This is a genomic window from Mycolicibacterium pulveris, assembly GCF_010725725.1.
Lineage (GTDB): Bacteria > Actinomycetota > Actinomycetes > Mycobacteriales > Mycobacteriaceae > Mycobacterium > Mycobacterium pulveris.
The window spans coordinates 5,324,422-5,344,332 of the sequence record NZ_AP022599.1 but is presented as its reverse complement, the minus strand read 5'-3'; the positions used below and the strand labels follow the sequence as shown (position 1 = coordinate 5,344,332).

Annotated in this window: 16 protein-coding genes; 14 read left to right on the top strand and 2 right to left on the bottom strand. The window is 68.4% G+C overall.

Annotation, left to right across the window (positions count from 1 at the left end; all coding sequences use genetic code 11):
- The first annotated feature begins 23 nt into the window (after positions 1-23).
- Genes G6N28_RS25870 through G6N28_RS25860 form a run of 3 tightly spaced genes read left to right on the top strand, consistent with a single transcriptional unit; the run spans position 24 to position 4,314 of the window.
- The gene (locus G6N28_RS25870; RefSeq protein ID WP_163906626.1) at positions 24-881 is read left to right on the top strand and encodes an ABC transporter permease; all 858 of its coding nucleotides are present in this window, start codon (positions 24-26) and stop codon (positions 879-881) included.
- Positions 878-1,636: an ABC transporter ATP-binding protein gene (locus G6N28_RS25865; RefSeq protein ID WP_163905377.1), complete on the top strand. Its 759-nt coding sequence runs from the start codon at positions 878-880 to the stop codon at positions 1,634-1,636. The genes G6N28_RS25870 and G6N28_RS25865 overlap by 4 nt, the downstream gene beginning before the upstream one ends.
- Positions 1,636-4,314 (top strand): fumarate reductase/succinate dehydrogenase flavoprotein subunit, encoded by a 2,679-nt coding sequence (locus G6N28_RS25860; RefSeq protein ID WP_163905375.1) that lies wholly within the window; start codon positions 1,636-1,638, stop codon positions 4,312-4,314. The genes G6N28_RS25865 and G6N28_RS25860 overlap by 1 nt, the downstream gene beginning before the upstream one ends.
- Here the strand turns inward: G6N28_RS25860 and G6N28_RS25855 are convergent.
- Entirely contained in the window at positions 4,311-5,399 is a 1,089-nt protein-coding gene (locus G6N28_RS25855) for a YVTN family beta-propeller repeat protein (RefSeq protein WP_235674700.1), read from the bottom strand. The genes G6N28_RS25860 and G6N28_RS25855 overlap by 4 nt on opposite strands.
- Positions 5,400-5,527: 128 nt before the next feature.
- Between G6N28_RS25855 and G6N28_RS25850 the strand changes: the two genes are divergently transcribed.
- The 11 genes from G6N28_RS25850 to G6N28_RS25800 all read left to right on the top strand — a co-directional run bounded on the left by G6N28_RS25850 (position 5,528) and on the right by G6N28_RS25800 (position 19,217).
- Positions 5,528-6,862 carry a multicopper oxidase domain-containing protein gene (locus tag G6N28_RS25850; RefSeq protein ID WP_235674699.1) on the top strand — a complete coding sequence of 445 codons (1,335 nt, stop codon included), beginning with the start codon at positions 5,528-5,530 and terminating at the stop codon, positions 6,860-6,862.
- A complete protein-coding gene (locus tag G6N28_RS25845; protein WP_163905371.1) occupies positions 6,859-7,302 on the top strand; it encodes a hypothetical protein in 444 nt (147 codons plus the stop codon). Before G6N28_RS25850 ends, G6N28_RS25845 begins: the two co-directional genes overlap by 4 nt.
- A gap of 12 nt (positions 7,303-7,314) precedes the next feature.
- Positions 7,315-8,385, top strand: coding sequence for a tellurite resistance/C4-dicarboxylate transporter family protein (locus G6N28_RS25840; protein ID WP_163905369.1), 1,071 nt, complete (start codon positions 7,315-7,317; stop codon positions 8,383-8,385).
- A gap of 68 nt (positions 8,386-8,453) precedes the next feature.
- Complete coding sequence (locus tag G6N28_RS25835) at positions 8,454-9,680, top strand: nitrate/nitrite transporter (RefSeq protein WP_163905366.1); 1,227 nt, start codon at positions 8,454-8,456, stop codon at positions 9,678-9,680.
- Positions 9,677-13,375 (top strand): nitrate reductase subunit alpha, encoded by a 3,699-nt coding sequence (locus G6N28_RS25830; protein ID WP_163905364.1) that lies wholly within the window; start codon positions 9,677-9,679, stop codon positions 13,373-13,375. The genes G6N28_RS25835 and G6N28_RS25830 overlap by 4 nt, the downstream gene beginning before the upstream one ends.
- 34 nt (positions 13,376-13,409) lie before the next feature.
- Positions 13,410-15,065 carry a nitrate reductase subunit beta gene (narH, locus tag G6N28_RS25825; RefSeq protein WP_163905362.1) on the top strand — a complete coding sequence of 552 codons (1,656 nt, stop codon included), beginning with the start codon at positions 13,410-13,412 and terminating at the stop codon, positions 15,063-15,065.
- A complete protein-coding gene (gene narJ / locus G6N28_RS25820) occupies positions 15,062-15,742 on the top strand; it encodes a nitrate reductase molybdenum cofactor assembly chaperone (RefSeq protein WP_163905360.1) in 681 nt (226 codons plus the stop codon). Before narH ends, narJ begins: the two co-directional genes overlap by 4 nt.
- Position 15,743: 1 nt before the next feature.
- Complete coding sequence (gene narI / locus G6N28_RS25815) at positions 15,744-16,472, top strand: respiratory nitrate reductase subunit gamma (RefSeq protein WP_163905358.1); 729 nt, start codon at positions 15,744-15,746, stop codon at positions 16,470-16,472.
- A 131-nt stretch (positions 16,473-16,603) separates the two neighbouring features.
- Positions 16,604-17,254: a helix-turn-helix transcriptional regulator gene (locus G6N28_RS25810; RefSeq protein ID WP_163905356.1), complete on the top strand. Its 651-nt coding sequence runs from the start codon at positions 16,604-16,606 to the stop codon at positions 17,252-17,254.
- A 45-nt stretch (positions 17,255-17,299) separates the two neighbouring features.
- Positions 17,300-18,292: an Acg family FMN-binding oxidoreductase gene (locus G6N28_RS25805; RefSeq protein ID WP_163905354.1), complete on the top strand. Its 993-nt coding sequence runs from the start codon at positions 17,300-17,302 to the stop codon at positions 18,290-18,292.
- A 37-nt stretch (positions 18,293-18,329) separates the two neighbouring features.
- On the top strand, positions 18,330-19,217 hold the full coding sequence (locus tag G6N28_RS25800) for a universal stress protein (RefSeq protein ID WP_163905352.1): 888 nt from the start codon (positions 18,330-18,332) through the stop codon (positions 19,215-19,217).
- 12 nt (positions 19,218-19,229) lie between these two features.
- On the opposite strand, the gene dosR is transcribed toward G6N28_RS25800, so the two are convergent.
- Positions 19,230-19,877 carry a hypoxia response regulator transcription factor DosR/DevR gene (gene dosR, locus G6N28_RS25795; RefSeq protein ID WP_163905350.1) on the bottom strand — a complete coding sequence of 216 codons (648 nt, stop codon included), beginning with the start codon at positions 19,875-19,877 and terminating at the stop codon, positions 19,230-19,232.
- Between the last annotated feature and the right edge of the window lie 34 nt (positions 19,878-19,911).

The following is a 19,911-nucleotide window of genomic DNA, read 5'->3' as shown; positions in this document are numbered from 1 at the left end:
CTGCCGACGCAACCAGCGCGCAACTGGTTCCTGACCGGCCGGGCACCGTTGTCGAGGCGCCGGCATCGGACCTGCCGACGGTCCGCCGGGAAGGCAGAGCAACGCAATGGCGCCGCAGGGGGATCCGGCTGACCTCGGTGCTGGCCGCCGTCGGGTTATGGCAGCTGTTGACAGCCAACGACATTCGGTTGTTTCTGCGCTTCGACACCCTGCCCACCGTCACCGAAGTCGCCGCGACGTTGGTGAACCGCATCGGCGGCCAGGAGTACTGGCTGGACCTCGGGCAGTCACTGATCCGCATCCTGACCGGGTTCGGACTGGCAGCGGCCGTCGGTGTCGTCACCGGCATCATGCTGGGCCGCTCCAAGGTGTTCTCCGATGTGTTCGGCCCGTTGACCGAACTGGCGCGCCCGATCCCGGCGATCGCGATGGTTCCGGTGGCCATCCTGTTGTTTCCCACCGATGAAGCCGGGATCGTGTTCATCACGTTCCTGGCGGCATATTTCCCGATCATGGTCAGCACCCGCCACGCCGTTCGCGCGTTGCCGACGATATGGGAGGACTCGGTGCGCACACTGGGCGGAAACCGGTGGGACGTGTTGGGCCGCGTGGTGTTGCCGGGCATCCTGCCGGGGCTCTTCGGCGGGCTCTCGGTCGGCATGGGAGTGGCCTGGATCTGTGTGATCTCGGCGGAGATGATCTCGGGCCAGCTCGGTGTCGGGTACCGCACCTGGCAGGCGTACACCGTGCTGAACTACGCCGACGTGTTCGTCGGCATCATCACGATCGGCGTGCTCGGTTTCGCCACCGCGGCCGCGGTCGAACTCATCGGGCGACGCGCTACCCGCTGGTTGCCGCGCGGCGAGGAGAACGGGCGATGACCGCCACGGCAGCGCCCACTTCGGTGCAAGGTATGCGGCTCGAACTCGACGACGTGCGGTTGTCCTACACCGGTGTGCCGGTCGTCGACGGCTTACGCCTGACCGTCCAGCCGGGCGAAATCCTGGTGCTGACCGGGCCGTCCGGGTGCGGCAAGTCCACCGTGCTGCGTGCCCTGGCCGGTCTGCTGGCACCCGCCGCCGGCCGGGTGCTCGCCGACGGGGCCGAGGTCACCACCACCTCGCGCGACCGCGGAATGGTGTTCCAGGACAGCGCGCTGTTGCCGTGGCGATCGGTGCGATCCAACATCGAATTGGCGCTCGCACTGCGCGGGACACCCCGTGGAGGCCGACGTGAGCGCGCCGAACGCTGGATCGACGAGGTCGGGCTGAGTGGATACGCGGACTACCTGCCCAAGAGCCTGTCGGGCGGAATGCGCCAACGGGTGCAGCTGGCGCGGGGGCTTGCCGGCGCGCCGCGCGCGGTGATGATGGACGAACCGTTCGCCGCGTTGGACACCCAGACGCGGGCCGCCATGCAGCGCCTGCTGATCGACACCTGGTGCGCCCACCCGACGACCATCGTGTTCGTCACCCACGACGTCGACGAGGCGTTGATCCTCGGCGACCGGGTGGCGGTGCTCGGTCGGGTCGGCCAGCCGTTGCGCGCTCTGCTCGAGGTGGCCGAGCCGCGCTCCACGACCGTGGACCGCGGTGCTTTACGCACAGAAATCATTGCAGCCCTGAACAACTCATGATGCAGATACCTTCCCTCGATGACACCATCCGGCTCGACTGCGACGTGCTGGTGATCGGCGGCGGCACCGCGGGCACCATGGCTGCGCTCACCGCCGCCGAGCACGGCGCGCAGGTGTTACTGCTGGAAAAGGCGCACGTGCGGCATTCCGGTGCGTTGGCGATGGGAATGGACGGAGTGAACAACGCCGTCATCCCCGGCAAAGCCACCCCCGAGGACTACGTAGCCGAGATCACCCGCGCCAACGACGGAATCGTCAATCAGCGCACCGTGTATCAGACCGCGACGCGTGGTTTCGCGATGGTGCAGCGGCTGGAACGCTACGGGGTCAAGTTCGAGAAGGACGAGCACGGCGAATACGCCGTGCGCCGGGTCCACCGGTCGGGTTCGTACGTGCTGCCGATGCCGGAGGGCAAGGACGTCAAGAAGGCCCTCTACCGCGTGCTGCGGCAACGCTCGATGCGTGAGAGGATCCGCATCGAGAACCGGTTGATGCCGGTGCGGGTGCTCACCGCCGACACCGGGAGGGCCGTCGGCGCCGCCGCGTTCAACACTCGCACCGGGGAATTCGTCGCCGTCGCGGCCAAGGCGGTGATCCTGGCCACCGGAGCGTGCGGGCGACTGGGCCTGCCCGCCTCGGGCTATCTGTACGGCACGTACGAGAACCCGACCAACGCCGGCGACGGATACTCGATGGCCTATTACGCCGGCGCCGAACTGTCCGGCATCGAGTGCTTCCAGGTGAACCCGTTGATCAAGGACTACAACGGGCCTGCTTGCGCGTACGTGGCCAACCCGTTCGGCGGCTACCAAGTGAACGCGTTGGGGGAGCGGTTCGTCGACTCAGACTACTGGTCGGGCCAGATGATGGCCGAGGTGAAGCGGGAGATCGAATCCGCCCGCGGGCCAATCTATCTGAAGGTCTCGCACCTGCCCGACGAGACGGTGACGGCATTGGAGAACATCCTGCACACCACCGAACGGCCCACTCGCGGGACGTTTCACGCCAACCGCGGACACGACTATCGCACCCACGACGTGGAGATGCACATCTCCGAGATCGGGCTGTGCAGCGGGCATTCGGCCTCCGGGGTTTGGGTCGACGAACACGCCCGCACCACCGTGCCGGGACTTTACGCGGCCGGTGACCTGGCCTGCGTGCCGCACAACTACATGATCGGCGCGTTCGTCTACGGCGATCTCGCCGGCGCGCACGCGGCGTCGACGCTGCCCGGTGTGACCGCACCGCGGACCCTGCCGCGCGATCAGCTCAACGAGGCCCACGAGCTCATCTACCGTCCGCTGCGCCATCCCGACGGCCCGCCGCAGCCCCAGGTCGAATACAAGCTGCGCCGCTTCGTCAACGATTATGTGGCACCGCCGAAGACGGCGTCGAAGTTGTCGATCGCCGTCGCGACGTTCGAGAGGATGCGCTCCGAGATCGCGGAGATGGGCGCGCGGACACCACACGAGCTGATGCGCGCAGTCGAGGTGTCGTTCATCAGGGACTGCGCCGAGATGGCCGCCCGTTCGTCACTGACCCGCACCGAGTCGAGGTGGGGGCTCTATCACGACCGGGCGGATCTTCCCGAGCGCGACGACCAGAACTGGCGCTACCACCTCAACCTGCACAAGGCGGCCGACGGCACGATGGCGTTTCTGAAGCGGCCGGTAGCGCCGTATTTCGTCCCGGTGCCCGAGTTCGAGCACCTTCCGTCGGACGCGGCCGCGGCAGCCGTGCAGCAGCCGCTTTCCGCTGTGGGGCGCGCGCCCGCCGCGACCACCACCAGGGTGCGTGCACCGTCGGGGCCGCCGCCGTCGCCGCGGATCGCCGCGGTGCTGGCGTTGGAGTCTCCGATGCTGAGGGACCTGCTCGACTTCTTGACCGACCCGGATCGCGACGTCCGGCGAACGGCCGTGCGCACCCTGACCGAGCATCTGCCCGAGGGTTACGGGTCGGCTCTGCTGACCGCGCTCGGCGACGACGACCCCGAGGTGCGACGGGAGGCGGCCGCCGGGGTGCGTGAGCTCGTCGAGGTCCTTCCTGATCCGGAAAACCTTGCCAAGCACCTGCATTCGCCCGATGCTGTCGTGCGCGCGGCAGCGGTGCATGTGCTCGCGTCCTGCAGGGCTGGCGAGCCCGGCCAGTACCGGCAGGCGCTTCATGACACCGATCACCGGGTCCGCATCGAAGCGGTACGCGCTGTGGTATCCGTCGACGATGTGGACGGTGTGAGCGCCGCCGCCCTCGATGACAACCGTGAGGTCCGCATTGCGGTCGCAAAGGGCCTGGCGACCCTGCGCGCCGGCGCCGACACCGTTCGTGCGCTTCTCGCCGACGCCGACCCGCTGGTCCGGGCGGCTGCGCTGGCGGCGTTGGGAGCCATCGGATGCGGCGACGGCGATGTCCCCGAAGTGCGACTCGCGCTGGAGGAGCCCGCCTGGCAGGTGCGGGAGGGCGCGGCCAAGGCGCTTGCGGGTGCGTCGCCCACGGTCGCCGTGCCCGCGCTGTCGCGGGCACTGGCCGACCGGCACCTCGATGTGCGCAAGGCCGCCGTGCTGAGCTTGACGCGCTGGGCGGCCTCAGAACCGGCCGCGCGCGACGCGCTCGGCCAGGCGTTGGACGACAGCGATGCCGACGTGCGCGCATACGCGCGGCGAGCGTTGACGTTGACCTAGTGGCCGTGCCCGTGTGCTGACTGGTGTTCCGGCGCGGGCAGATTCAACGTCGTGGTGACGGGGGCGTCCGCGGCGGGCGGTCGGGGCGAATAGCTGATCCCGTTGGGTTCATGGCCGACCGCGATGGTGGCCGGCACCGACAGCTCATCCAGGTCGATCGCCGACACCGTGTCATCAAAGGTGTTGGTCACCCACGCCCGCGTCGCCGAGTCGTCGATCACCACGCCGTGCGGCCCGGATCCCGCGTCGACCGTGCCCCGCGGCGTCATCGCCTCGGTGTCGATCACCGACACGGTACGGCCGGGCGCTTCGGCGGTTCCCTGGTTGGCGCTCACCACCAAGCCCTCGTCCGGCGTCAGATACAGCTGCACCGGCGGGCTGGGAACGTCGGTGCTGCCCACGACCTTTTGCGTCGCGAGGTCGACCTTGACCACCGTCGGGGGCTCGCTGACACTGCTGTAGGCGTACTTGCCGTCGGCGGTGACCGCGACCTGTAGCGGTTCGGTGCCCACCGGCACGGACCCCCGCAGCGCGTCGGTCGCCGGATCGATCAGATCGAGCCTGCCTGCCATGGTGTTGGCCACCACGATCACCGAACCGTCTGCCGCCGCCCGCAGCCCGTGCGGCATGCCGCCGAGGTCAATAGTGGTGACCGGCGTCAACGCCGCGGCCTGATAGACCGATACCGTGCCGTCTGCGGCGTTGGTGACATACACCTTGCCGTTGGGCGCCTCGATCACATGCGCGGGGCCCGGCCCGGTGTCGGCGAACGCGTGGACCGCGTACGTGGCGGTGTCGATGGCGACGACCCTGTTGGTGCTGCCGCTCACCGCGTAGGCGATGTCGCCATCGGAACCCAACTGGACGTTGTGCGGCGACTGGATGCCTTCGAGCGTGCTGACGACGGCGTCGGTGGCCGCATCGACGACGCTGAGGCTGTCCGCACCCTCGTTGGCGACCCACACGGCGCCGGTCACCGGACCCGGTTCGGTGCGCTCGGCGCTGTCGCCGGTGCCGTCGGCGCACGCCGCGACCATTCCTGTGACCAGCAGGGCAACCGACATCACGGCGAATCGCGACCGCACGGGAAATCATCTCCTCCTGCTCGCTGCGAGCATGGCCCAGCAGGCGGTGACGCGCTAGGGGCTGCAGTCGTCGCGGAAGGGGACCAATGTCCCTACCGGGCATGACGCCCGCTGCGTTATCTGATCTTGTGTTGCGAATTCCCGGCACCGCGTTGGGTGTCCTCATCGGTGTGGTCGCCGTCGTGCTCGCCGCGGTGGCGGCCGGCACCGGGCAGCAGACCGGGCAGCAGGCCACCGCCCCTGCGCCGGAGTCCGGCGAGGTGCTCACCGTCGACGTCGAGCTCGACGAGATGCGGGTGCGCCCGGACGTCGTCGAGGTGCCCGAGGGCACCCGGTTGGTGCTGCGGGTGACCAACCGTGAGGCGATGGTGCACGACCTGCAGCTCGACAGCGGTGAACGCACCCCCCGCCTGCGCCGCGGGCAGACCGCGCTCCTGGACGTCGGGCCGGTCTACACCGATCGCGAGGCGTGGTGCGCGGTGGCGGGTCACCGCGCCGCGGGGATGACCATGTCGATCCGGGTCCAGGGTGCACACCGCCACGCCGCGGACCATGACACGGCCCAGGACGCGGTCGGCGTGCCCGACCGGCTGGATCTGGCGGCCGACCCGTCGCCGGGATGGGTGGCGCGCGACGCGACGCTGGCACCCGCGGAGGGCGGTGTGCACCGCGTCGAACTGCGCGCCGTCGACAGGGAACTGGAGGTCGCGCCGGGGCGCCGCGAGCACCGGTGGACGTTCGCCGGCTCTGCGCCCGGGCCCACGCTTCGCGGCCGGGTGGGCGACCGGTTCGAGATCACGTTGATCAACGACACCGAGATGGGCCACGGCATCGACTTTCATGCCGGCGCCCTGGCACCCGACGAACCGATGCGCACCATCGATCCGGGTGAGCGGCTCGTCTACCGGTTCACCGCGCACCGTGCCGGCGCATGGCTGTATCACTGCAGCACGATGCCGATGTCGCAGCACATCGCCAACGGCATGTACGGCGCGGTGATCATCGACCCGCCCGGGCTGCCCGAGGTGGATCGGGAGTACGCGCTGGTGTCCGCCCAGCTCTATCTCGGCGAGCCGGGCGGACAGGAACAGGTCGACAAGATCAACGCCGACCGACCCGACGGCTGGATGTTCAACGGCATGGCGGCTCAGTACGACCACGCGCCGCTGCGGGCGCACACCGGCGAGCGGGTCCGGATCTGGGTGGTCAATGCCGGGCCGGGCGACAGCACCGCGTTCCACGTCGTCGGCGGCCAGTTCGACACCGTCTACCGCGAAGGCGCCTGGGCGCTCCGTCCCGACGCCCGCTCCGGCGGCGCGCAGGTGCTGGATCTGGCGCCCGCCCAAGGCGGCTTCATCGAGCTGAGCTTCCCCGAGGCCGGCCACTACCCGTTCGTCGATCACGACATGCGCCACGCCGAGGGCGGCGCGCACGGTGTCATCGAGGTGACGGACCGGCCATGATCGACATCTGGACCGTGGTGCGGTTTCTTCATGTCGTCGGCGCCATCGTGTGGGTGGGTGGCCAGCTGACGGTCACCCTGATCGTGCTGCCGCCCGCCCACCGGCTGCTCAGCGTGCCCGACCGGGCGCAGGTGCTGCGCAACGTCGGACGGCGGTTCGCGCTCATCACGTTCGCGATGTTCCTGCCGGTGCAGATCACCACCGGGATCCTGCTGGCCGTCCGCCACGGCGTCACCTGGGCCTCGCTGGCCGAACCCGGATACGGCCGGGTGCTCATCGTGAAGGTGCTGTTGTTCGCCGCGGTGATGGTCGCGGCGTCCCTGCACGGTATGGCGCAGGCGCGCCGACGACCGAGCGCGGCCAGAACCGCGTCGATCGCCTCGCTGATCGGCTCGCTGGGCGTGGTGCTTCTCGCCACCGCGCTGGTGGAGGGTGGCTAGAGTCGGCGGGAAATGTCGAAACGGACCGCGGTGCCGACACCCCAGGAATCGGGGCTGCACAAGGCCGTACGAACCCTGCATCCCGGGTACTTCGCCCTGGTGATGGCCACCGGCATCGTGTCGATCGCGATGCAGTACCACCACGCGGACACGGTTTCGGTGGCGCTGTTGTGGCTCACCTGTATCGCCTACGGCGTTCTCGTCGCGTTGAGTGCGGTGCGGATCGCCGCCTTCGGCGCGGACTTCGCCGCCGACCTGGCCGACCCGCGCCGGGGATTCGGCATGTTCACCTTCGTCGCGGCCACCAACGTGCTCGGTGCCCGGCTGGCCATCGACGCCCACTACCGGGCGGCGCTCATCCTGCTGGTCGTCGCGGTGGTGGCCTGGGTGGTCCTCGGCTACGTCGTGCCGTGGACGGCGGTGCTCGGGCACCGGCTCCGCCCCACCCTGCACGTCGCGAACGGCGCGTGGTTCATCTGGGTGGTCGCCAGCCAGTCCGTCGCGGTGCTGGCTGCCGTGCTGCAACCCCAACTCGGTTCTGGCCGACGGGAATTGGCGCTGATCGCGGTCTTCTCCTGGTCGGTGGGGGTGTTTCTGTACGCGGTGGTGGCCGTGCTGGTCATCGTGCGGATGCTGATGTACCCGTTCGAGCCCGACGACCTGACCCCGCCCTACTGGGTCGCCATGGGCGCCACCGCCATCACGGTGCTGGCCGGTGCCAGGATCGTCGAGATGGCCGATGCCCCAATGGTTGCCGCCACCCGCGGTCTCATCGCGGGCGCGTCGGTGACGTTCTGGGCGTTCGGCAGCTGGCTGATTCCGCCACTGATCGCGGGCGGCATCTGGCGACACGCCGTCCACAAGATCCCGTTGCGCTACGACCCGACATTGTGGAGCATCGTGTTCCCGCTGGGCATGTACGGTGTCGGGGCGCTCTACCTCGGGCAGGCCGATCACCTGCCGATCGTGCGGGCGATCGGCGACGTCGAGATCTGGATCGCGCTGGCGGCGTGGGGATGCACCTTCCTCGCGATGGCCTACCACCTGGTGACCACCCTCCGCCCTCGGGCAACGGCCCGGTGATTCCCTGGCGGCACAGCGGGTTTCACCAAAACGGTACTGAGTTCGACATTCGATGGTTGTCTTGAACCGTGAACACGGCGACAACGCCGGACGCCGGCGCACGACGAGCGGTCAACCTGGCGCTGGCCACCTGGGTCTCCGCCATCAACTTCTGGGCCTGGAACATGATCGGCCCGCTGTCCACGCTGTACGCCGGTGACCTCTCGCTGAGCAGCGCCGAGGCGTCCATGCTCGTGGCGACACCGATACTGGTCGGCTCGTTGGGCCGGATCGTCATCGGCTCGCTGACCGACCGGTTCGGCGGGCGCGTGATGTTCATCGCGATCTCGCTGGCGTCCATCATCCCGGTGCTCGCGGTCGGCGCGGCCGGGGTGGCCGGTTCGTATCCGGGCCTGCTGGTGTGCGGCTTCTTCCTCGGTATCGCCGGAACGATCTTCGCCGTCGGCATCCCCTTTGCCAACAACTGGTATCCGGCGTCGCGGCGCGGCTTCGCCACCGGCGTGTTCGGGATGGGCATGGTCGGCACCGCGCTGTCGGCGTTCTTCACGCCGCGCTTCGTCGGCTGGTTCGGGCTGTTTCCCACCCACGTCATCGTCGCGGTGGCGCTGGCGTTGACCGCGGTGCTGTGCCTGGTGGCCATGCACGACTCACCGACGTTCGTGCCCAACACCGACAGGGTCGTGCCGAAGTTGATGGCCGCCGCCAAGCTACGCGTCACGTGGGAGATGTCGTTCTTGTATGCGGTGGTTTTCGGCGGCTTCGTCGCGTTCAGCAATTACCTGCCGACGTACATCAAGACCATCTATCACTTCTCGGCCGTCGACGCGGGCGCTCGCACGGCCGGTTTCGCGCTCGCCGCGGTGCTGGCTCGACCCGTCGGCGGCGTGCTCGCGGACCGGTTCGCGCCGAAGTACGTGGTGCTCGTGTCGTTCGCGGGCACCGCCCTGCTGGCCTTCATCGCGGTGTTCCAACCGCCGCCGGACGTGTGGTCGGCGGCGACGTTCATCACGCTGGCGGTCTTCCTCGGCATCGGCACCGGCGGGGTGTTCGCGTGGGTCGCACTCCGGTCGCCCGCTCAATCGGTGGGCTCGGTCACCGGCATCGTCGCCGCCGCCGGCGGACTGGGCGGCTACTTCCCGCCGCTGGTGATGGGCGCCAGCTATGACCCCGTCGACAACGACTACACGATAGGCCTGCTGCTGCTCGTGGCCACCGCCCTGGTGGCGTTCGGGTACACGGCGCTGCGGCTACACGCACACGAATCCACGGCTGCCCGCAAGGAGTCCACGCCATGACGACCACACCGCCGCGTACGGGCGGCCGGATCGAGGAACTGCTCGAACGGAGCGGCCGCTTCTTCACCCCCGGCGAATTCTCCGCGGACGGGCGCACCGTCACCCGGCGCGGTGGCCGTGAGGGTGACGTCTTCTACCGCGACCGGTGGAGCCACGACAAGATCGTGCGGTCCACCCACGGCGTCAACTGCACGGGCTCGTGCTCGTGGAAGGTCTACGTCAAAGACGGGATCATCACCTGGGAGACCCAGGAGACCGACTACCCCTCGGTCGGCCCGGACCGGCCCGAGTACGAACCGCGGGGATGCCCCCGCGGGGCGGCGTTCTCCTGGTACACGTATTCGCCGACGCGGGTGCGCTATCCCTACGCCCGCGGCGTGCTCGTCGAGATGTACCGGGAGGCCAAGGCCCGGCTGCGCGATCCGGTGGCGGCGTGGGCCGACATCCAGGCCGATCCCGAGCGCCGACGGCGTTATCAGCGCGCACGCGGGATGGGCGGGTTGGTCCGGATCGGCTGGGCCGAGGCCGCGGAGATGATCGCCGCCGCCCACGTGCACACCATCAAACGCTACGGGCCCGACCGGGTCGCCGGATTCTCGCCGATACCGGCGATGTCAATGGTGTCGTTCGCGGCGGGGTCGCGCTTCATCGAGTTGATCGGCGGCGTGATGACGTCGTTCTACGACTGGTACGCCGATCTCCCGGTGGCCTCCCCGCAGGTCTTCGGTGACCAGACCGACGTGCCGGAGTCGGGCGACTGGTGGGACGCGTCGTATCTGATGATGTGGGGCTCCAACGTGCCGGTGACCCGCACCCCCGATGCGCACTGGATGGCCGAAGTGCGTTACCGCGGTACGAAAGTCGTGACGATCAGCCCCGACTACGCCGACAACACCAAGTTCGCCGACGAGTGGATGCCGTGCGCCGCAGGCACCGACGGGGCGCTGGCCATGGCGATGGGGCACGTGATCCTCACGGAATGCTATGTGCGCAACCGGGTTCCGTTCTTCGTCGACTATGCCCGCCAGTACACCGACCTGCCGTTCCTGGTGAAGCTCGAGCAGCGCGACGGCGCGCTGGTGCCCGGCAAGAACCTCACCGCGGCCGACCTCGGCGTAGACGTCGCCGAGCAAGAGAACGCCGCGTTCAAACCGGCGCTGCTCGACGGCGCCACCGACACGGTCACCGTTCCGCACGGCTCGCTCGGCTTCCGGTACGGCGAAGACGGGGTGGGCAAGTGGAATCTCGACCTCGGGGAGTTGGCGCCCGCGCTGACCGTCGCGCCGGCGCCGGGCCAGCAGGGCGAGGTCGCCGAGGTGGTGCTGCCGCGCTTCGACAGCATCGACGGGCAGGGCGGCACGCTGACCCGGGGGGTGCCGGTGCGCCGGGTGGGAGAGCACTTGGTGTGCACGGTGTTCGACCTGATGCTGGCGCAGTACGGGGTGGCGCGCCCGGGAATGCCGGGGGAGTGGCCGGCCGGCTACGACGACGCCGACCACCCCTACACGCCTGCGTGGCAGGAGCCGATCACCGGAGTGTCTGCGGCGCAGGCGATCCGGGTGGCCAAGGAGTTCGCCCGCAACGCCGAGGAGTCGGGCGGGCGGTCGATGATCATCATGGGCGCCGGAATCTGTCAGTGGTTCCACGGCGACGCCACCTACCGCGCGGTACTCGCGATGCTGCTGCTGACCGGCTCGATGGGACGCAACGGCGGCGGCTGGGCACATTACGTCGGACAGGAGAAGTGCCGGCCCGTCACGGGCTGGGCGACGATGGCGATGGCCACCGACTGGTCGCGCCCGCCGCGGCAGGTGCCGGGCACGTCGTTCTGGTACGTCCACACCGACCAGTGGCGCTACGACGGCTACCGCGCCGACGCGCTGGCCAGCCCGACGGCGCGGGGGCGGTTCCGCGACCGGCACACGATGGACGTGCTGGCCTCGGCGACCGCGATGGGCTGGAGTCCGTTCTATCCACAGTTCGACCGGTCCAGCCTGCAGGTGGCCGACGACGCGCGCGAGGCCGGGCAGGATATCGGCGGGTACGTCGCGCAGCAGCTGGCCTCGGGCGAGCTCAAGCTGGCCGTCACCGACCCGGACAACCCGGCGAACTGGCCGCGGGTGCTCAGCGTGTGGCGCTCCAACCTGCTCGGCTCCTCGAGCAAGGGCAACGAGTACTTTTTGCGGCACCTGCTCGGCACCGACTCGAATCTGCAAGCCGATCCCGCTCCGGATCACCTGCGCCCCAAGACGGTTGCCTGCACCGAGGACATTCCAGAGGGCAAACTCGACCTGCTGATGTCGATCGACTTCCGGATGACGTCGACCACGCTGCTCTCGGACGTCGTGCTGCCCGCGGCCACCTGGTACGAGAAGCACGACCTGTCGAGCACCGACATGCACCCCTACGTGCACGCGTTCAGCCCGGCGATCGATCCGCCATGGGAGACCAGGTCCGACTACGAGGCGTTCGGCGCTATCGCCCGCGCGTTCAGCGCGCTGGCGGTCAAACACCTCGGCAAGCGCACCGACGTGGTGATGAGCGCCCTGCAACACGACACCCCCGGCGCGATGTCCTATCCCGGTGGCACCGAGAATGATTGGCGGACAACCGGGCAGACCCCGGTCCCGGGCAAGACGATGGGCCCGCTGGCGGTGGTGGAGCGGGACTACCCCGCGATCATCGACAAGTGGCTGACGCTTGGCCCGCTCGTGGACCGTCTCGGGATGACGACCAAGGGCGTCACGTTCCATCCGGACAAGGAGGTCGACGAGCTCGCCGCGAAGTTCGGCGTGATGAATTCCGGTGTGGCCGAGGGCCGCCCGGCGATCACGTCGGCCGAGCGGATGGCCGAGGTGATCCTGGCGCTTTCCGGAACCACCAACGGCCGGCTGGCCGTCGAGGGCTTCCGAGACCTGGAACGACGTACCGGCCGGCCGCTCGCACACCTGGCCGAGGGCAGCGAGGAACGACGGATCACCTTCGCCGACACCCAGGCCCGTCCGGTGCCGGTGATCACCAGCCCGGAGTGGTCGGGCAGCGAGACCGGCGGGCGCCGCTACGCGCCTTTCAGCGTCAACATCGAGGAACTCAAGCCGTTTCACACGCTGACCGGTCGCATGCACTTCTACCTCGACCACGATTGGCTCGAAGAACTCGGTGAGCAGTTGCCGATCTACCGGCCACCGCTGGACATGAACCGGTTGTTCGACGAGCCGCGGGTCGGGTCGGAGGGGGTGGGCCTCACCGTGCGCTATCTGACCCCGCATTCCAAGTGGTCGATCCACTCCGAGTATCAGGACAACCTGCTGATGCTGTCGCTGTCCCGCGGCGGCCCGACGATGTGGATGAGTCCGGGCGACGCCGCCAAGATCGGTGTGGCGGACAACGACTGGGTGGAAGCCGTCAACCGCAACGGGGTGCTGGTGTGCCGGGCGATCGTCAGCCACCGGATGCCTGACGGGGTGGTCTTCGTCTACCACGTGCAGGAGCGCACGATCGACGTGCCGCTGACCGAGACGACCGGCAAGCGCGGCGGGATCCACAATTCGCTGACCCGGCTGCTCGTCAAACCGAGCCACCTGGCCGGCGGGTACGCGCAGAACGCGTTCGCGTTCAACTATCTGGGCCCGACCGGCAATCAGCGTGACGAAGTGACCGTCGTGCGGCGGCGAAGCCAGGAGGTCGTCTTCTGATGCGCCGAGCGAACCGTGGAGAGCGAGGCATCCTATGAAGGTCATGGCGCAGATGGCCATGGTGATGAACCTGGACAAATGCATTGGCTGCCATACCTGTTCGGTGACCTGTAAACAGGCCTGGACCAACCGGCCCGGCACCGAGTACGTCTGGTTCAACAACGTCGAAACCCGGCCCGGGCAGGGCTATCCGCGACAGTACGAAGACCAGGAACGGTGGCGGGGCGGATGGATCCGCGACCGCAAGGGCAGGCTGCGGCTGCGCGACGGCGGCCGGCTGTCCAAACTGCTGCGCATCTTCGCCAACCCGAAGATGCCGAACATCTCCGACTACTACGAGCCGTGGACCTACGACTACGACAACCTCATGTCGGCGCCGCTGTCGGACCAGATGCCGGTGGCACCGCCGCGCAGCCTGATCAGCGGTGAGCCGATGGACATCTCGTGGTCGGCCAACTGGGACGACGACCTCGGCGGCTCCCCGGAGATCGTGCCCGGCGACCCGGTGCTCAAGCAGGTCAGCGACGAGGTGAAGCTCCAACTCGAGCAGACGTTCATGTTCTTCCTGCCCCGCATCTGCGAGCACTGCCTCAACCCGTCGTGTGTGGCGTCGTGCCCGTCGGGCGCGATGTACAAGCGCACCGAGGACGGCATCGTGCTCGTCGACCAGGACCGCTGCCGGGGCTGGCGGATGTGTGTGTCCGGTTGCCCGTACAAGAAGATGTACTTCAACCACAAGACCGGCAAGGCCGAGAAGTGCACGTTCTGCTACCCGCGCATCGAGGTCGGCCTGCCGACGGTGTGCTCTGAGACCTGCGTGGGCAGGCTGCGTTACCTGGGCGTGGTGCTCTACGACGTCGACCGGGTGCTGGAGGCCGCGACGGTGGAGCGCGACACCGACCTGTACGCGGCGCAGAAGTCGATCCTGCTGGACCCGCACGACCCCGAGGTGATCGCCGGGGCGCACGCCGAGGGCATCTCCGACGAGTGGATCGAAGCCGCGCAACGCTCCCCGGTGTATGCGCTGATCCACAAGTATCAGGTGGCGCTGCCCCTGCATCCGGAGTACCGCACCATGCCGATGGTGTGGTACATCCCGCCGCTGTCACCGGTGGTCGACGCCATCGCCCGCGACGGCCACGACGGCGAGGAGCTCGGCAACCTGTTCGGCGCCCTGCACGCGTTGCGCATCCCGATGCAGTACCTGGCCGGCCTGTTCACCGCCGGGGACACCGACGTCGTGGAGGGTGTCCTGCGCCGGCTGGCCGCGATGCGCTCCTACATGCGCGACATCAACCTCGGCCGCGAAACCCAGCCGCACATCCCTGAATCGGTCGGTATGACCGAGGAGCAGATCTACGAGATGTACCGGCTGCTGGCATTGGCGAAATATGAAGAGCGCTATGTCATCCCGACCGCCTACGCCGTCGATGCGCAACACCCGCCGGAGGAGGCCGGGTGCTCGCTGTCGTTCGAGGGTGGACCGGGGATGTACGAATCGGGCCCGTTCGGCGAGGCCAGCGGCGGCCCGGTGCCGGTGGCCGTCGAGACATTCCACGCCCTGCACCACCGCCAGACCAGCGACGGCATGGCAGCCAACGCAGAACGGCAGTCCCGGGTGAACCTGCTCAACTGGGACGGCCGCGGCGTACCGGCGGGCTTGTTCCCCGACGAGGGGGTCTCGAAATGAAGCTTCTCGGCCGCAAATCGAATTCGGTGGCACTGACCGACCGCCTGGTGTGGCAGGCGGCGTCGCTGCTGTTGTGCTATCCCGACGACGGCTGTTCGGAACGTCTGGGCACCGTCGATGAACTGATCGCCCACATCGGTGATCCGGCCGCGACCCTGCTGGCACGCACCGCGGAGGCGCTGCGTGCCAGCGACTGGACGAGCGCGGCCGCGCAGTACGTCGAAACCTTCGATCTGCGGCGCGCTTCGACGATGTATCTGACCTACTGGACCGCCGGTGACACCCGCAACCGCGGCCACCACATGCTGGCGTTCAACGCCGCCTACCGCGAGGCCGGGGTGCCGCCGCCGTCCGGGGAAGCCCCCGACTACCTGCCGGTGGTGCTGGAGTTCGCGGCGACGGTCGACCCGCAGGCAGGGCGTCGGCTGTTGGTGGATCACCGCGTCCCGATCGACGTGCTGTACTCGTCGCTCAACGACACCGACTCGCCCTACGCACACGCCGTCGCCGCGGTGCGCCACACGTTTCCGGCGCCCAGCGAGCAGGAGGCCCAGCGTGCCCGACGGCTCGCCGAGGCCGGTCCGCCGGCGGAAGCCGTTGGGCTGGAACCGTTCACGCTGACTGTGCCGCCCCGCCGGGCGGGTGTCGGCGATCGCGCAACCCAAGGAGTTCATTGACATGTCGGGCTGGGTGATCTTCTGGGACGTGGTGCCGTACGTGACGTTGGCCGTCGTCGCCGTGGGCACATGGTGGCGTTACCGGTACGACAAGTTCGGCTGGACCACGCGCTCGTCACAGCTGTACGAGTCGCGGCTGCTGCGCATCGGCAGCCCGATGTTTCACTTCGGCATCCTGGTCGTCATCGTCGGTCACATCATCGGTCTGGTGATCCCGGAGTCGTGGACCAATCTGATCATGAGCGACCACGTCTACCACGTGCAGGCCATGGTGCTCGGCGCCATCGCGGGCATCACCACCCTCGGCGGCATCGCGCTTCTCGTGTACCGGCGCCGCACCACCGGGCCGGTGTTCCTGGCCACCACCGTCAACGACAAGGCGATGTACGCGGTCCTGGTGCTGGCCATCGTCGCCGGGCTGGCGTGCACTCTGATCGGAGCCACACCCGTTGGTGCCGATCATGACTACCGCGAATCGGTGTCGCCGTGGTTCCGGTCGATCTGGATTCTGCAGCCGCGCGGGGACCTGATGGTGCAGGCGCCGTTGTGGTTTCACATCCACGTGATGATTGCGATGGTGTTGTTCTGCCTGTGGCCGTTCACCCGGTTGGTGCACGTGTTCAGCGCGCCGATCGCCTATCTGTTCCGGCCCTACATCGTGTACCGCAGCCGCGACGTGTCCGGCAAGGGCGAGCTGGTGGGATCGCACCCACCACGCCGCGGATGGTAGCGCCGTAATCGCCGAACCCGGCGCCGAACGTGGGCTCGGGGCACCCGAATCGGCCCCGCGACGTGCCGTAACCCCACTCTCGCGAACCGGAGCGGGTGTTGTTACTAGCAGATTTGGATAAACTCGCAGGCATGTCCGAAGGTCGTCGTGAAGATGTGCTGGCGATGCTGCGGGCAAAAGACGAGCCGATGGCCATCGTCGAGATCGCCGACGAGCTGGATGTGCACCCCAACACCGTCAGGTTCCACCTCGAGAACCTGGTCGCCGAGGGCCGCGCCGAGCGGGTCCAGCCGAAGCGGCGCGGCCCGGGGCGCCCACCGCAGATGTTTCGTGCCGTGCACCGCATGGACCCCGGCGGGCCGCGGCGCTATCAGGAGCTCGCCGAGATCCTGGTGCTGGGCCTGGCCGGTCAGCGCAACCCGGTGGCCAAGGCGGTCAGCGCCGGGCGGGCGTGGGCCCGCCGGATCATGGCGGACGACAACCGCAGCGCATCGGGCGCCAGGCAGTCCGCCCGCTGGTTGGTGAAGTTCCTCGAGGAACTCGGGTTCGCGCCCCAGCTGCGCACCGTCGCCGGTGAACAGCAGGTCGGCTTGCGGCACTGCCCGTTCCTCGAACTCGCCGACGGCGGTTCCGACGTCGTCTGCCCGATTCATCTGGGGCTGATGCGGGGGGCGTTGGAGGCGTGGAACGCGCCCATCACGGTGGACAGACTCGAACCGTTCGTCGAGCCCGATCTGTGCCTGGCCCATCTGGGGGTCAACGAAGTCCCCCGTCAAGAGTGACTTTGTTCCCTTGCCGCCATTTGCCCACGCCGCGATGCTGGAGGCATGAACACCCGCTTCCCGGATCATCGGACGATCCACACGGCCCTGTCGCTGGCCATCAGAGCGCCGTCGATTCACAACACGCAACCATGGCGCTGGCGGGTGGGCGACCAATCGCTGCATCTGTACGCCGACCTAGACCGGCACCTGCCCAATACCGACCCCGACAGCCGTGACCTGCTGCTGAGCTGCGGGGCGACGCTGCACCACGTGGTGGTCGCATTAGCCGCGCTGGGCTGGCAGGCGAAGGTGCACCGGCTGCCGGATTCGTTGCAGCCCGCGCATCTTGCCGCCATCGAACTGCAGCGGCACACCCCGACCGAACTCGACGTGATGCTGGCCGCCGCGATCCCGCGCAGGCGCACCGATCGCCGCCTGTACAGCTGGTGGCCCGTGCCCGCGGCCGACATCACCTTGATGGGTTCGCGGGCAGCCCGTGCGGGAGTGATGCTGCGCCGGGTGGAGGCGCTGCCGAAGCTGCAGAGCATCGTGGCCGAGGCGGCCTGGCGCCACTCCGTCGATCAGGACTACCTCACCGAGTTGGCCACGTGGACCGGGCGCTATGCGTCGGTTTCCGGGGTACCGGCGCGCAACATTCCGCCGACGGACCCGTTGTCGCCGATCCCCGGCCGGGTGTTCGCCGGGCCCGCGCTGGCCCAACCCGAGGACGTCGATCCCACCGACGACAACGCGGTGGTGCTGGCGCTCGGCACGGAGGACGACACCCGGCTGGCACGGCTCCGCGCCGGTGAGGCCACCAGCCTGGTGTTGTTGACAGCGACGGCGTTGGGCCTTTCAAGCTGTCCGATCACCGAGCCGCTGGAGTTCCCCGAGACGCGAGAAGCCGTGCGAAAAGACGTCTTTGGTGACAGCGGCTACCCCCAGATGATGTTGCGGGTGGGATGGGCCCCGGTGAACGCCGACCCGCTGCCCGCCACACCTCGCCAACCGTTGTCCGAGGTCGTCACCGGGCTGGACGGTTCGGTCTTCGAATAGCGTTCAGCAGGTGGCGCGGCCACCGTAGGAGGTGTTAATGGCTGCCCCGACAAGGCGTTGCGGTGTTGTCGTCGGCGTCGACGGGTCGTCTCCGTCGAAGCTGGCCGTCGACTGGGCGGTGCGTGAAGCCGCGATGCGTAAACGCCCGCTGACCATCGTCCACGTGGTTCAGCCGCCCCCGGTGCAGCTGTGGCCCGAAATGCCCGTGCCTGCCGAGTTGCTCGAGCAGTTCGAGAAGGATGGCCAAGCCATCCTGCGTGCCGCCGAGAAGATCGCCCAGCGCGCCGTCGACGACTCCGCGGTCGAGGTGAAGACCGAAATCGTCACCGCCGGCGCGCTGCCCAGCCTGATCGAGCTGTCCAAAGAAGCCGACATGATCGTGGTGGGATGCCGCGGACTCGGTGCCGTGAAGCGGCGCCTGCTCGGCTCGGTGAGCGCGGGTCTCATCCGTCATGCCGACTGCCCCGTCGCCGTTATTCACGACGAGGTTCCGCTCACGGCCGAGCACGCGACGGCCCCGGTGGTCGTCGGCATCGACGGTTCGCCGGGCTCCGAACTGGCCACGGCCATCGCCTTCGATGAGGCGTCGCGCCGCGGCGTGCAGCTCATCGCCGTCCACGCCTGGAGCGACTTCGCGGTGGACGCGCTGCCCGGCGTCGAATGGACCGACCTGCAAACCGAAGCCGAGCAGGCCCTCGCCTCGAGGCTCGCCGGGTGGCAGGAACAGTATCCCGACGTCACGGTGCGACGCGTCGTAGTGCCCGACCGGCCCGCGCGGCAGCTGCTCGAGCAGTCCGAGAAGGCTCAACTGACGGTCCTGGGCAACCGCGGTCGCGGTGGTTTCGCCACAATGCTTTTGGGTTCGGTCAGCACGGCGGTCGCCGAGTCCGCGCGGACACCTGTCATCGTCGCGCGCCCGTCCTGAACGGCGTTTCGGCTATTCCTCGGTACCGGAAGGCCGGTTCAGCTTGGACACGAACACCGCGGCCTGGGTGCGGCGTTGCATGCCGAGTTTGGCCAACAGCCGAGATACGTAGTTCTTGACCGTCTTTTCGGCCAGGAACATCCGGGCCGCGATCTGCTTGTTCGTCAGCCCCTCACCCAGCAGATTCAGCAGCACCCGCTCCTGTTCGGTGAGTTCGGACAACGGGTCGGCCTGTTGGGCCGACCCGCGCAGTTTGGCCATCAACGCCGCGGCGGCGCGGTTGTCGAGCAGGGAACGGCCGGCGCCGACGTCTTTGACGGCCTTGGCCAGTTCCATGCCTTTGATGTCCTTGACGACATAGCCGCTCGCTCCGGCCAGGATGGCGTCCAGCATGGCTTCATCGGAGGTGAACGAGGACAACATCAGACAGCGCAGATTGGGCAGGCGCGACAACAGGTCGCGGCACAGTTCGATGCCGTTACCGTCGGGCAACCGCACATCCAGCACGGCGACGTCGGGCTGCAACGCCGGTATGCGCGCCATCGCCTGGGCCACGGATCCGGCCTCGCCGATGACCTCGAGCTCGGGATCCGAGTTGAGCAGATCGATCAGCCCCCGCCGGACGACCTCGTGGTCATCCACCAGAAAGACCTTCACCATGTGAAGCCCTCCGAACTAGCGCCGAGAATCAACA

Coding starts and splice junctions, on each gene's coding strand:
- G6N28_RS25865 (WP_163905377.1), top strand. CDS start 878: ATGACCGCCACGGCAGCGCCCACTTCGGTGCAAGGTATGCGGCTCGAA.
- G6N28_RS25860 (WP_163905375.1), top strand. CDS start 1,636: ATGCAGATACCTTCCCTCGATGACACCATCCGGCTCGACTGCGACGTG.
- G6N28_RS25845 (WP_163905371.1), top strand. CDS start 6,859: ATGATCGACATCTGGACCGTGGTGCGGTTTCTTCATGTCGTCGGCGCC.
- G6N28_RS25840 (WP_163905369.1), top strand. CDS start 7,315: ATGTCGAAACGGACCGCGGTGCCGACACCCCAGGAATCGGGGCTGCAC.
- G6N28_RS25830 (WP_163905364.1), top strand. CDS start 9,677: ATGACGACCACACCGCCGCGTACGGGCGGCCGGATCGAGGAACTGCTC.
- narH (WP_163905362.1), top strand. CDS start 13,410: ATGAAGGTCATGGCGCAGATGGCCATGGTGATGAACCTGGACAAATGC.
- narJ (WP_163905360.1), top strand. CDS start 15,062: ATGAAGCTTCTCGGCCGCAAATCGAATTCGGTGGCACTGACCGACCGC.
- narI (WP_163905358.1), top strand. CDS start 15,744: ATGTCGGGCTGGGTGATCTTCTGGGACGTGGTGCCGTACGTGACGTTG.
- G6N28_RS25810 (WP_163905356.1), top strand. CDS start 16,604: ATGTCCGAAGGTCGTCGTGAAGATGTGCTGGCGATGCTGCGGGCAAAA.
- G6N28_RS25805 (WP_163905354.1), top strand. CDS start 17,300: ATGAACACCCGCTTCCCGGATCATCGGACGATCCACACGGCCCTGTCG.
- G6N28_RS25800 (WP_163905352.1), top strand. CDS start 18,330: ATGGCTGCCCCGACAAGGCGTTGCGGTGTTGTCGTCGGCGTCGACGGG.
- dosR (WP_163905350.1), bottom strand. CDS start 19,877: ATGGTGAAGGTCTTTCTGGTGGATGACCACGAGGTCGTCCGGCGGGGG.